This window comes from Methanobrevibacter sp. (genome assembly GCF_017427765.1).
GTDB lineage: Archaea > Methanobacteriota > Methanobacteria > Methanobacteriales > Methanobacteriaceae > Methanocatella.
The window spans coordinates 98,264-110,651 of the sequence record NZ_JAFRSC010000033.1 but is presented as its reverse complement, the minus strand read 5'-3'; the positions used below and the strand labels follow the sequence as shown (position 1 = coordinate 110,651).

The window sequence follows — 12,388 nt, the reverse complement described above, 5'->3', positions numbered from 1 at the left end:
TTTTAATGTGATTTGATGGCAAATTACAAAATTCCTTCATTAACAACTGATATCTTTATTTTTGATGACAATCTTGATTTCATTTTAATTAAAAGAAAAAATGAACCTTATAAGGATTGTTGGGCGTTGCCTGGGGGATTTGTAGAATATGGCGAAACCGTTGAAACTGCAGCCATTAGAGAAGCAAAAGAAGAAACCAGCATTGATGTTACTCTTAAAGACCTGGTTAATGTCTATTCCAAGCCAGATAGAGATCCGAGAGGACATACCGTGACAATAGTTTACACAGCAAAAGGAGACATCAGTGAAAAAAAAGCTGACAGCGATGCAAGTGACATTGCAATATTTTCACTAGAAAAACTGGATGAAATAAATATTGCTTTTGACCATGAAAAAATTATTAACGATTGCTTAAAAACCGTAAAAAAGAGCATATGATGCTATATATTTAAATAATTTAAAAAAATAATTTATGATTATATAGAGTATTTATAAAAAAATTAATAGAGGAGAGTTAAATGGAATTTTGTCCCAATTGTAGAGCTATGTTATTTCCAAAGGATGGTAAATTAGAATGCAAATGCGGATATTCTAAAGATTTATCAAATGATAACAAATACAAAGTTTCTAAAGATATAGAAGCTAAAGATAATGTTAAAATGCTTGGAGAAGATATTGAAGTTGGCCCTACCGTAAATGAAACCTGTCCTGAATGCGGACATGATAAAGCTACTTATAAATTAATTCAAACCCGTAGTGCTGATGAAGCTCCAACCCGAATTTTTAAATGTTCTAAATGTAAACATACATGGAGAGCATATGATTAAGAGGGTGTTTTATGAAAGATTCTAAAGAAAAAGAGCATAGGATTTCTAATCTTAAAGATATGATTGACAACGTGACAACCAGCGAGGTCAATGATGTTAGTGATGATGTTGAAGAAGATGCTGAATTAATTAACTATCTCAACGAAAATCACGAAAACGGAGATTATGAAATAGATGATGAATTCATTTATCATCCGGATGATGATAACCCATATGCCATTAATTTAGAAGAAACCCCTATTGACGATGAATTCATAATCAATACACCAAAAGAAAAAGAATCATCCGAAGAAGATGAAGAATATGAATCTGAAGACATGTTTGATGATTTCACTAGTGACATGAGTGAAAGTTTTGACAACCTGATTAATGCAAAAGTTGGCAGAACCCCTGTTTTGGCACTTGTTAGTGCATTTTTAGGATTGATACTGATAGCTGTCGGCGCATTTGTTTTCTCATCACGTAGTGACAGAGTCATAGATAATGTTGTTTCAGGTGAAACAAACTTTATATCCGTTATATTTTTCATATTTGGACTATTATTATTAATCTATGGATTAATTAAGGTTTTAGGATTTAATCCTCTGGAAGGAATTTCAAATAATATAAATTCCGTTGATAAGGATGATGACGATGAATCTTCCAAAACCAAAAAAGAACAAGAAGAAAAAATCATCCCCAAAAGTAACATTCCATTAGACAAGGAATCTTACAAAATTGGTGAATTTAATATTAAAGACATTAAAAACAAACTTAAAAGACCATCAGCACCAAAAAAACCAGCACCACCGACTCAAGAGGAACTTGATAAAATTCCTCCAGCACGTGAAAAACCAGAAGATAAAAAAGGTTTAACCGCTGAAGAAATTGAAGAACTTGAATATGAACAGGTTGTTCGTGATTATGAGTCTATTGATGATATTTTCGCTGAAGTTGAAGATATTGATGATATTCCAATCATTTCCATAGATGGTGAAGATAAAACAGAAAAATAAAATCATTTTAAATTTTGGGCCTGTAGTCTAGTCAGGATATGACGCAGGACTTCGGATCCTGAGATCGGGGGTTCAAATCCCTCCAGGTCCGCTACTTTTTAACTCGAACAACAGCTTCCTTAAAAAAGTCAGGAATCAATGATCTGTACATCGGACTTTTAAATAACATGTTAATATCGCTGTCAATAATGTATGTGTAACATGAATCATCTTCGGCCCTCATTCCACGACCGTAAGCCTGCATTAATGTCATTACAGTCTTATAAGCATACCATTTCTTATCCCGTTTCATTCTCATATTAACCTGTTTGTCACCAAGATATGGGAATGGCATTTTATAAATTATCTGGAACCTGCATTTATCATAAGGCAAGTCCACACCCTCACTCATTGAAGGTGAAACCAATACCAATGGATTTTCATCCTTTTCAAAGAAATTTAGAATCTGCTCCCTGTTTTTTGATGAATGAGAAATCAATCTTGAATTATATAAGTTATTAAGAATATACTGTTGACATTTATAACTGTGAGTGTGAATTAACCCTTTATCGCCTTCATGCTTTTTAAGAATTTCCTGAAGTATAGGGATGGTTTTCGGAGCAGTATTTTTTATTCTATTAGCTGACATTTTTCCAGCTAAATCAAGGATTATAGGCCTTTTTTCTTTTGTAAATGGACTGTCCACCTTAATATGATAAACTTCATTAGGATTTAGGCCTAGCCATTTGGAAAACATCTTATGTGAAAGGATTGTTGCACTCATAAAAATAACGACATCCCCATATTTTAATAAGTTATCCTTAGCATAATGATGGACCCTTAACGGTTTGAAGACAACACCTGTCTCATCAGCATCAATAACCCAGTTTTTAGGTTCCTTTTCCAGATTATTGCTAAGTGTTTTTAGTCTGGCGATTGTTGACCTGATTCTATCCGCCTTATTTTTAGCAACATCCTTTAAGTCTATATCCTCATAGCTTTCACGGATAGCATTTATCTCCATTTTCCAGTCAGGAAGTTCACCATCTTTTAAAGTTTCATCTGAAATACGTTTACTTATGTCCTTTTCCAAAGTTCTGTTATACAAGGTAACTTCCATTGTAGCCATTAATTTATTTTCAATGTTGTGAGCCTCATCCAATATCAGTAAAGATCTTGGAGAGAAATGTTTTACATAATTCAGCTCAACAATTGCGTAGTCATAATTCATTAATGTAATCGGAGAATTGATTGCATTGGCTTTTTGATTCCAATAATGGCAGTGACTAGGTGACTGGTAAAATACCGCACCCCCAAATGAATCTTCGAATGCCAATTCCGCATCCAATGTCGGATTTTTAGCAATTCCATATCTGCAGAAAAAGTTACTTGAAGTTGGTGTTGTCTTACAGGCCCCCATATCGCATGTTGTCTCCAGATTATCATTCAAACAGGCAAAATTACCTCTACCTTTAACTAAAGGAAAATCAAACTCATTAGAGTATTGGGCCTGCAATTGTTTGGTCATTGTTAAGATATATGCAGATTCATACATTTTAGCAAGGGTTGTTGCAATAGCTGATTTTCCTGTTCCGGTTCCCGCTTCTAGAATAATATATTTATAGCCTTTCCTGATTGCATCGTTAATGTCCTGTATAATTTCCAGCTGACCCAATCTAGGCTCCGGAAATGGGAAATTTTCAATTATTTCATCATCTATTGAAGGGTGAATTTCCTTTAGATAAGCTGCAGTTCCCTCATCCAACTTATGATTATCAACTGAATAGACTTCAGGAATCTCATCATCCAAAATAGATGATGTTCTAGGTTTAGAAAAACTAAACAGATTAGTTGGACCTTTAGACTTATTATTACTTGAATTTCCACAAGTACAGTTACTTTTTAACATTCCGCAATTTGGACAAAACATAGAATTTGACATTAAAAATATATTAGTTAGGATAATATAAATAAATTATAGGAAGAGCATTTGAAAAGAAATATTTTAAATAAAATATTGTTATACAAAGTGATAATATGGCGAAAAAAGGAAAATTGATTGGAATTGGTGTTGGACCGGGAGATACAGAATTGCTTACTTTAAAAGCGGCAAAAGTTTTAAAAAGGGTTCCTGTTATTTTTTCACCAAAATCCTCAAAAGAAAAAGACAGTATTGCATTATCTATTATTAGACCAATACTCGAAGAAAGAGAAGACTATAAAAGATTAATGATTGTTGCACCAATATTTCCAATGATTGAAGACAAACAAGAACTTGAAAAAGTATGGACCAGTGCATCTGAAATGATAGCACAATATTTAGATAGCGGAAGAGATGTGGCATTCATTACCCTTGGAGACAGTTCAGTATTCAGTACTTATTCTTATGTTCAAAAGAAATTAGCCGGAAAATACGAAATTGAAACAATTCCAGGCATTACATCATTCACCGCCTGTGCAGCAACCAGAAATAAAGCTTTAGTTGAACAGAATCAGATTTTAACTATCGTTCCTAAAATTGATGACAGATTGGAACAAGTCCTTGAATACAGCGATTCGGTTGTTTTAATGAAAGCATCAAGAAATACTTCACAACTAGAAGCGACAATTGAGCAAAAAGAAAGAAATAAAGAAATATATTCAGTTCAAAACTGTACACGTGAAAATGAAAAGATTATTGAAGGCTTTTCAAATGAAAAACCTTATCTTACAACTACAATAATCCAATTTGAAGATGATTAGTTGGATTTAATGCCAAGAGGTTCTACCTCAAATACGCATTTTTCATCTCCCATTGTATAACATTGAGTTTCAATGACACTGACTGGGAGATTGAAAAATTCTGTGAATAGACCTTCAAAAATACCGGTGTCTAAAAAGCAAGCTGGTTTTCCGGTTCTAGGAAGCAATCCACATTCAAAACAGTCATAGGTTGTAATTTTAATAATTTGACCAACATCAAAAGTTAGTCTGCCTAATCCTTTTCTTTGCCAAAATTCGGCGAGATTATTCATGAAAATATCCAAATCATCATCATATAATTTATCAAAGATAGATCTGCCTATACTGTTACCTGTAGACTGCAGAATCGGGTCTATATTGATTCCTTCCTGAATGAGCATGGCTTTTAGAGTATGGAACAATAAGGTTGAAAACTCTGCATCTTCATCAACTATATTTTTTATTAAATAATCAGCCTGAGTTTCTTCAATCTCTTTAGGTTCTGAAATATCTACTGAACCTATATATTTAGAATTTAAAAAGAATATTTTTTTTCTATTGTCTACAGGATGCAATTTATATGATATGATTCCGCTTTCCCTTAAACTTTTAAGATGAACAGATACTGTTGATTTTGATTTTCCTGTATTGCTGACAATTTCATCAAACTCCATATCTCTATCTCTGAGCATTTCTAGAATTGTAAGTTTTACTGGACTTTTTATAACATTAACTCCAATGTTTTCATTAGAATTTGAAAAAATTTGAATAGGTTTTTGATTGCTCATTTAATATCCCCCAAACATATAACTATATTTAATATTTTTAGGTTAATAAATATAACTAAAAATTAAAAAACTAATTTTGTTTAAAATAATATGTAAAATATTGAACATGAAAATAAAAATTAAATAAAATGCGAACTGTTCGTTTAAAACAAAATAAAATGTTGGCATACTTAACTATTTACACAACTCAGAACTATATTTTGAATAATCTTTTTGCATTTTCTCCAGTTATCTTTATGACATCATCTTCGCTCATGTCCAACTCTTCAGCCAATTTTCTTATAATATATTTTAAGTTTAGAGGATTGTTTTTTTCTCCCCTTTTTTCCTGCGGAGCTAGATATGGAGAATCTGTTTCTACAAGCATATGATTAATATCTACTTTTTCAAGGACTTTTTTAATTTTTTTATTCTTATCGTAGGTAACCGGACCGCCTATTCCTATGTAGAAGCCCAACTTAATAAATTCATGAGCCATCTCAGCTGAGCCCGGATAGGCATGAAGAGAACCAACCACGTCATGTTTTTTTAATATATCAAAGGTATCCTGTGTTGATTTTCTAGAATGAACTATTACAGGCAAGCTGTGCTTTTCTGCAAGATTTAACATTTTTTCAAATAATTCTTTTTGTTTATCCTTATTGTCTTTTGTATGATAATAGTCAATGCCAATCTCACCTACTGCAACTACATTCTCATTATTGAGCTGTTCATCCAATAAAGAAATATCCTCGTCCGTTATTTCATCTGCAAATGAGTAAAAATATCCTAAAGCTGCATAAGCGTTTTCATATCTGTGTGATAACTCCAATACTTCTTTATTGCTTAGAGGATCTGTGCCATTCAATATTAAACCTATATCATTTTTTGCAGCTTCTTTTATTATTCCCTCTGCATTTTCCATTTCACTATTATAAATGTGACAATGAGTATCTATTATCATGAAAATCCCCAATTTGATATTGCATAAGTTTTTATTTATCCGATTTCAATTATTATATAAATAATTAAATTAAATTAAATTTTTTGGTGAGTGAATATGGATGAAAAGTTTTCAAGAACAGAAATGTTGATTGAAAATGATGGAATGAAAAAATTAGCCAATGCTAAAGTTGCTGTTTTTGGTATTGGAGGAGTAGGTTCATTTGTTTGTGAAGGACTTGCAAGAAGCGGCATAGGCAATTTTATTTTGGTGGACTACGACAAAATAGACGAAAGCAACATAAACAGACAGTTGATTGCAACAACAAAAACAATCGGCAAATATAAAGCCGAGCTGATGAAAGAAAGAATCCTGGAGATTAATCCAAATGCAAATGTTGAAGTTCATAAGGAATTTTACATGGCAGATTCACAAACCGACATCATTACAAAAGACCTTTCATATGCCGTCGATTGTGTGGATACAATAATGGCCAAGATTGCAATTATATGCAAATGTGATGAACTTGATGTTCCGGTCATTTCTTCAATGGGAACCGGAAACAAACTGGATCCGACAATGTTTGAAGTGGCAGATATTTATGAGACTTCAGTGTGCCCACTTGCCAGAATAATGAAAAAAGATTTAAGAAAGAGAAATATTGAAAAATTGAAGGTAGTATATTCCAAGGAACATCCAATAAACACCAATGATTGTGCCATAAATAAAAATGAAAATAAAAAATATAAGGTGAAGGGAAGCGTTTCTTTTGTGCCGTCTGTTGCAGGACTGATAATTGCAGGTGAAGTGATTAAAGACATTGCCGGCAAATAATTAATTAATATTAACACCAATATAATAGTGAAAAATAGGTCTAATTATTTTTGAATGAAAGGAGAGGAAAAGTATGGTAGATGAAAATAATGAAAATCGTATGAGTAAAAATGAGTATTATCTTGCAATTGCTCTTGCCGTGTCAAAAAGAAGCACATGTTTAAAAAGACGATATGGAGCAGTTATCGTCAATAACGATGAAATAGTCAGTACAGGCTATAATGGAAACCCAAGAGGAGAAGAAAACTGCTGTGACAGAGGAAACTGTCAAAGAATGAACCTTCCATCAAATTCAGGTAACTACAATGACTGCTTTTCAGTCCATGCCGAACAGAATGCCATGATTAGTGCAAGCAGAAATGAGATGCTTGGATCAACAATTTATCTGGCTGGAGAAATGTATGCTGATGGAGACTGGGTAGAAATAGAAGATGCTGAACCTTGTCCAATATGCTCCAGAATGATAAAAAACTCTGGAATTGACAAAATAGTTAGTAAAAACGCTATTTTTAAATTACGCAATAATCCTGGAAATTAAAAATATCTGAAAAAAATAATTATGGAGGAAAATAATTCCTCTCAATCCAATTTATTTTAAAACATACCTTTTAATTCCAATAATACTTAATATTATAGCTATTATATAACCGATTAATGAAATTAACGGCATATCAAATACCATTGGACCAAATGAAACGACTGAAGAACCGACAATAAGTGCGGATATCAATGCGATTATTGAAACCTTATCTGTGATGTCGACTTCGAATTTAAATTGCAGTTCCTCATTGTCAATCTTGTGGATTGTTCTTGTAAGGAGTTTCGGCAATGCCTGAATCATATGTTCATACAAGATAATATTGCTTTTCTTGCTTTTGAAATACCGTTTAGGGTCTATTCTTTCTTTGGCAACCTGTTTTGCAATCGGTTTAATTGATGCGAAAACATCGATTTGAGGGTCCAAATTCTCAGCTATGGCTTCAACCATTGATAATCCCCTTGCCATGGTAACGAATTCATTTGGAAGAATGACACCGTATTCCTGCATAAGATTTAGCAGTTCTTCAAGAACTCCATCGAAACGGTTGAGTTCAACACCGAAGTATCTTCCAAAAAGGTCGTTCATGTCTCTTTTCAAAGTTCTTGTTTCGATGTCATAATCCAGAATGTCCATATACATCAACTGATTTATCAGTCCGTCGACATCCTGGTCTACAAATAGTATCATTAATTCTGAAAGGTTCTTTTTGAATTCCTCATCAAAGAATCCCATCATACCCAAATCAAGGTAACATAAGACATTGTCCTCTAAAATCATTATATTTCCAGGGTGAGGATCTCCATGGAAGAAACCGTCAATGAACAGTTGTTGGAGATATGAATCCAAGACATTTTTTGCAAGAAGCTTCTTGTCAAACTCTTCACTGTCACTTACATATACATCGTTTAGCTTTGTACCGTCAATGAATTCCATTGTCAATACTTTTGATGAACAGTACTCGGAATATGTTTCAGGGATATGTATCTCAGGATTATCTTCGAAATTCAATTCTATACGTTGCATGTTCATGAATTCGTTGTTGTAATCTATTTCCTTGTGAATTGAACGGTCAAATTCTTCCATTATTCCCGGCAGGTTTAGTTTTCTAAGGTTGGAGTTCAATTTGTCGGCACGATTGGCAACATATTTCATTATTCTTATGTCCAAGTCAATCTTATCTGTAATGCCTTCTTTTTGTACTTTAACTGCAACCCTCTCACCGGTGATTAATTTGGCTTCATGAACCTGGCCTATAGAAGCTGTTGCTAAGTGTTGTTGTGAAAAATCTTCGAATAATTCATCAATATTTCCATTAAGTTCTCTTTCAACTATTTTTTTAACCTGCTCGTATGATATTGCAGGGTTGTCATCCTGCAGGTTAGCCAATTCGCCTGAAATTTTTTCTCCAACGATATCCGGTCGGGTACTTAACAGTTGGCCTAATTTTATAAAAGTAGTTCCCAATTCCTGAAGCATTAATCTTAATTTTACTGGAACTTCATCATCCAATAAAAGACTTGTTGCCTTGGTATCATCATCCCTATTGCGTATTTTGCTTTTTGCTGTTTGGCCTAAAATTTCATCAAAACCATATTTTTTAATAGCTTGTCTAATCTCACCCAAACGTCCTTTAGTTTTTTTATCCATAATTATCCCCATGCACTTTAAAATATAACTTAAAGCATTTACATATAGCTGAATTTTTAATAATATAACCTAGGTTATATTTTATTTTTTAATTAATATATTTTTATTTATCCTCTTCCTTTTTTTAACATGAGATTCTTGTCAGCTTTTGTATTATATGTTAAAAATTTAGTTAATGGATTTTAGGGAAAAATAGTGGTTAATATAAAAAAGTTCCGATACTTACTCTTTTCAACCACTGAAACTCTGATGAAAAATTTGTTTTCTTGTTATTGATAAATCTTTTGAAACCGTTGAATACATTAAAATTAGATTACCATTACTTCATAAATTCAGTGGATAGTAATATTGCTCTAACTTCGTAAAATTGCCCTAACATTGTAAAATTGTTTTTATTTCAAACAAAAACTATATTTATTTGTGTATTAATAAAATAATAATTAATTATTCATTAATATGGTTAAATAAAAACAATGAAAGAATTGAATGACTAATAAAAGATTTACATTACTAAATAAAAAAAATATGAAATCATCAATCTGAAAATAATAACTTATTGGATTACAGTACTGTATGCAATTTGTTAAATAATTGTATGAATAAAATGAATTAATGGAATCCAATGAAACCGTAGATTTATTGCAACGAAAATATTATGCAAGAGAGATTAAATTAAGTGAAATGTATTTTAAAAGATGATTTAAGTAAAGTAATTGAGTAGAATAATGATTTGAATAATACTTATAAGAAATTAATGGCATTATTTGAAGAGGGCATATTATGAGATGTAACATCAGATATTCTTGTAAGCAAAAAGATTGGTTTCGTAACATGGATAATATTGTAGTGAATTATAAGCATAAGGGAGAGGCAAATGATATGTATCTTATTCATATGTCTTGTCCAAAGTGTCAGATTGACCGAGTAGGATATTATCCAAAGAATTGGAGATGGAGATGATTCAATGATTGAAAAACAATTTACAGTAGAAGACATTGAAGACATGATTTATCAATTAGGAGTATTAATAGCTGATGACTCATGGGGACTCCTCATTACCACTTTGAAAAAAAATTTTTTTGAAGAATATAAACAATTTGACACAGTAACTGCATGGGAGCGTTTCGTTGATGAAGTGAACCGTATACAATCCATTATAGAATTACATGACTTTCTTGCAGAATGTGATAAGGAAGATTTGAAATTATTATTAGAAAGATTTGAAGGATGATTTTGAATGTCTAAAAATATTATTTTATTAATCATGTTCCATTAAATAATTATCATTTAATTTAATTATTCTATCGAATATATTCGATTTTATAGAACTTGTCCAATTAAATAAAACAATCATATTTATTCTATACAATAATATTTGTTCGATTTCATGGAATATGTCCAATAACAAAAAACATATTAATTAGATAAAATAAAATAAGAATAACACAACAGGAAGTTTTAACATGAAAATAATGCCTATTTCAATGCCAAAAGATATTGACAAATACTTTTTTAACAGGATAAAAGACATTAACATGATTAACACACAATTATCCACAGTGAAATTTGATATTCCGCCGCAACTGTTAATAACAGGATATCGAGGTGTCGGTAAAACATTCCTGCTTAGAAAAGTATTAAATGATCAAAATAATGATATTTTAACCACCTTCATTGATCTATCAGAAATCATGGGAAGGCAAAAAGGAAAGCTAACAGAAGAAGAAGTTTTAAAAGCACTTCTAAATGCAATTGATGGTACAATTTCACAAAATAAAAAATCCTACAAAAAATGGATAAATAAAATTACATCATCTATTAAAAAGTTAGAGCTGAAAAATTATGACTTTTCAGACAATGTAAATGTATTTGATATTCCAATTCCAGTAATTTCAGATAATTATGATAAATTATCAAAATTCACAATGGAATTGCCTCAAAAGATTGTTGACTCATCAAATGAAATAAATGGATTCATAATTGTCATTGACGAATTCCAATTGCTTAAAAATGTTGAAGACCCTGAAGCCTTCTTTTGGTTAATTAGAAGTTTCACACAAAAACAATTCAATGTCGGATATGTTTTCACAGGTTCCGTTTCAAAAACCGCTGACATAATAAACATGATAAATGGTCAGGAAGGGGCATTCGGCGGAAGATTGATACAAATAAACATAGAACCGTTTACATCTGATGAAACAAAAAGATATATTGATGAAAAATCAAATAATTTAAAATTCACAGATGAAGGATTTGAGAGATTTTATAATTGTACACGAGGAATACCATTATATATCAATAGCTTATCATCAATTTTGCCAAATAATACAGTTTGTGACGAAGATATTATAAAAGAAACGCTTCTATTAAATATAGATCAAGTAGCTATAATGTGGATTTATATCTGGGGAAGATTATCTCAGGGGGAAAAAGACTTTATCATTTATCTATTGGAACATGAAGGGGCGACAAGGGCAACTTTAGATAAACAATTAGGATATTCCAAATCAAGTGTTACAAGATTCATTGATTCCCTTTCAAATCAAGGGATAATTGAATTTTCACAGGATAAAAAATTTGTTTTGGCAGATAAAATGCTACAATTTTGGTTGAAAATCAAATTTGAAACAAATGGGTGCTATCCATTATAATTAATTTAATTGGAACACGGAAAACAATTAAAATATTATCAATGAATACGAACAATTCGTATAAAACTTATAAAAAAGTTCCGATACTTATCGATTCGAACCACTAAAACTCTACTAAAAAATTTATTTTTTGATAATGATAAAATTTTTGGAAGGCCTTTGTTGGCATTATTATTTCATTTATATAAACAATATAATAAAAAGGATAATAAAGCTCTATTAGGCCTGAAACATTAATTTAATGCTTACTTAGGCATTTCCGATTTATACATTTGACTTTTTTTATAGACAATTTATGTTTTAATGTTTAGCAAAATTTCCAAAAATACAAGGCTTATGGACACAATTTTTTTTCAAAAAAATGAACAGTTTAACAACAAATACTAATAGAAATGTTTATATATCCAAATTGACAAACTATCAACTAGCCTCCACCATTGAAAGCAATTCTATGAAGTGAAATCAACTTTTCACGGTAAAACA

The 12,388-nt window shown here is 31.4% G+C and carries 12 protein-coding genes and 1 tRNA gene; 9 read left to right on the top strand and 4 right to left on the bottom strand.

Annotation, left to right across the window (positions count from 1 at the left end):
* Positions 1–15: 15 nt before the first annotated feature.
* From IJL02_RS11005 to IJL02_RS10990, 4 genes are all read left to right on the top strand, one after another.
* Positions 16–438, top strand: coding sequence for an NUDIX hydrolase (locus IJL02_RS11005; protein WP_292816362.1), 423 nt, complete (start codon positions 16–18; stop codon positions 436–438).
* 80 nt (positions 439–518) lie between these two features.
* On the top strand, positions 519–827 hold the full coding sequence (locus IJL02_RS11000; RefSeq protein WP_292816360.1) for a transcription factor S: 309 nt from the start codon (positions 519–521) through the stop codon (positions 825–827).
* Between the two features lie 11 nt (positions 828–838).
* Positions 839–1,822, top strand: coding sequence for a topoisomerase IV (locus IJL02_RS10995; RefSeq protein ID WP_292816358.1), 984 nt, complete (start codon positions 839–841; stop codon positions 1,820–1,822).
* 16 nt (positions 1,823–1,838) lie between these two features.
* Positions 1,839–1,913, top strand: a tRNA-Arg gene (locus IJL02_RS10990).
* Here IJL02_RS10990 and IJL02_RS10985 read toward each other — a convergent pair.
* Positions 1,914–3,743 carry a helicase C-terminal domain-containing protein gene (locus IJL02_RS10985; protein ID WP_292816356.1) on the bottom strand — a complete coding sequence of 610 codons (1,830 nt, stop codon included), beginning with the start codon at positions 3,741–3,743 and terminating at the stop codon, positions 1,914–1,916.
* A gap of 95 nt (positions 3,744–3,838) precedes the next feature.
* Between IJL02_RS10985 and cobI the strand changes: the two genes are divergently transcribed.
* Positions 3,839–4,543, top strand: coding sequence for a precorrin-2 C(20)-methyltransferase (gene cobI, locus IJL02_RS10980; RefSeq protein WP_292816355.1), 705 nt, complete (start codon positions 3,839–3,841; stop codon positions 4,541–4,543).
* Here the strand turns inward: cobI and IJL02_RS10975 are convergent.
* Both IJL02_RS10975 and IJL02_RS10970 read right to left on the bottom strand, forming a co-directional pair.
* Entirely contained in the window at positions 4,540–5,310 is a 771-nt protein-coding gene (locus IJL02_RS10975; RefSeq protein WP_292816352.1) for a V4R domain-containing protein, read from the bottom strand. The genes cobI and IJL02_RS10975 overlap by 4 nt on opposite strands.
* A 193-nt stretch (positions 5,311–5,503) precedes the next feature.
* Positions 5,504–6,265, bottom strand: coding sequence for a TatD family hydrolase (locus tag IJL02_RS10970; protein WP_292816350.1), 762 nt, complete (start codon positions 6,263–6,265; stop codon positions 5,504–5,506).
* Between the two features lie 84 nt (positions 6,266–6,349).
* On the opposite strand from IJL02_RS10970, the gene IJL02_RS10965 reads away from it, so the two are divergent.
* Positions 6,350–7,066 carry a tRNA threonylcarbamoyladenosine dehydratase gene (locus tag IJL02_RS10965; RefSeq protein ID WP_292816348.1) on the top strand — a complete coding sequence of 239 codons (717 nt, stop codon included), beginning with the start codon at positions 6,350–6,352 and terminating at the stop codon, positions 7,064–7,066.
* Between the two features lie 73 nt (positions 7,067–7,139).
* Positions 7,140–7,604 carry a dCMP deaminase family protein gene (locus IJL02_RS10960; RefSeq protein ID WP_292816346.1) on the top strand — a complete coding sequence of 155 codons (465 nt, stop codon included), beginning with the start codon at positions 7,140–7,142 and terminating at the stop codon, positions 7,602–7,604.
* 51 nt (positions 7,605–7,655) lie between these two features.
* Here the strand turns inward: IJL02_RS10960 and IJL02_RS10955 are convergent, their stop codons facing one another.
* Positions 7,656–9,254 (bottom strand): AarF/ABC1/UbiB kinase family protein, encoded by a 1,599-nt coding sequence (locus tag IJL02_RS10955; protein WP_292816344.1) that lies wholly within the window; start codon positions 9,252–9,254, stop codon positions 7,656–7,658.
* 964 nt (positions 9,255–10,218) lie between these two features.
* On the opposite strand from IJL02_RS10955, the gene IJL02_RS10950 reads away from it, so the two are divergent.
* Positions 10,219–10,485: a hypothetical protein gene (locus IJL02_RS10950; RefSeq protein WP_292816341.1), complete on the top strand. Its 267-nt coding sequence runs from the start codon at positions 10,219–10,221 to the stop codon at positions 10,483–10,485.
* 232 nt (positions 10,486–10,717) lie between these two features.
* Positions 10,718–11,905, top strand: a complete 1,188-nt coding sequence (locus IJL02_RS10945; protein ID WP_292816339.1) for an ATP-binding protein — start codon at positions 10,718–10,720, stop codon at positions 11,903–11,905.
* Positions 11,906–12,388: the final 483 nt, after the last annotated feature.

Excerpts from the sequence above, each read along its gene's own strand:
- IJL02_RS11005 (WP_292816362.1), top strand. The coding sequence starts at position 16 with ATGGCAAATTACAAAATTCCTTCATTAACAACTGATATCTTTATTTTT.
- IJL02_RS11000 (WP_292816360.1), top strand. The coding sequence starts at position 519 with ATGGAATTTTGTCCCAATTGTAGAGCTATGTTATTTCCAAAGGATGGT.
- IJL02_RS10995 (WP_292816358.1), top strand. The coding sequence starts at position 839 with ATGAAAGATTCTAAAGAAAAAGAGCATAGGATTTCTAATCTTAAAGAT.
- IJL02_RS10985 (WP_292816356.1), bottom strand. The coding sequence starts at position 3,743 with ATGTCAAATTCTATGTTTTGTCCAAATTGCGGAATGTTAAAAAGTAAC.
- cobI (WP_292816355.1), top strand. The coding sequence starts at position 3,839 with ATGGCGAAAAAAGGAAAATTGATTGGAATTGGTGTTGGACCGGGAGAT.
- IJL02_RS10975 (WP_292816352.1), bottom strand. The coding sequence starts at position 5,310 with ATGAGCAATCAAAAACCTATTCAAATTTTTTCAAATTCTAATGAAAAC.
- IJL02_RS10965 (WP_292816348.1), top strand. The coding sequence starts at position 6,350 with ATGGATGAAAAGTTTTCAAGAACAGAAATGTTGATTGAAAATGATGGA.
- IJL02_RS10960 (WP_292816346.1), top strand. The coding sequence starts at position 7,140 with ATGGTAGATGAAAATAATGAAAATCGTATGAGTAAAAATGAGTATTAT.
- IJL02_RS10955 (WP_292816344.1), bottom strand. The coding sequence starts at position 9,254 with ATGGATAAAAAAACTAAAGGACGTTTGGGTGAGATTAGACAAGCTATT.
- IJL02_RS10950 (WP_292816341.1), top strand. The coding sequence starts at position 10,219 with ATGATTGAAAAACAATTTACAGTAGAAGACATTGAAGACATGATTTAT.
- IJL02_RS10945 (WP_292816339.1), top strand. The coding sequence starts at position 10,718 with ATGAAAATAATGCCTATTTCAATGCCAAAAGATATTGACAAATACTTT.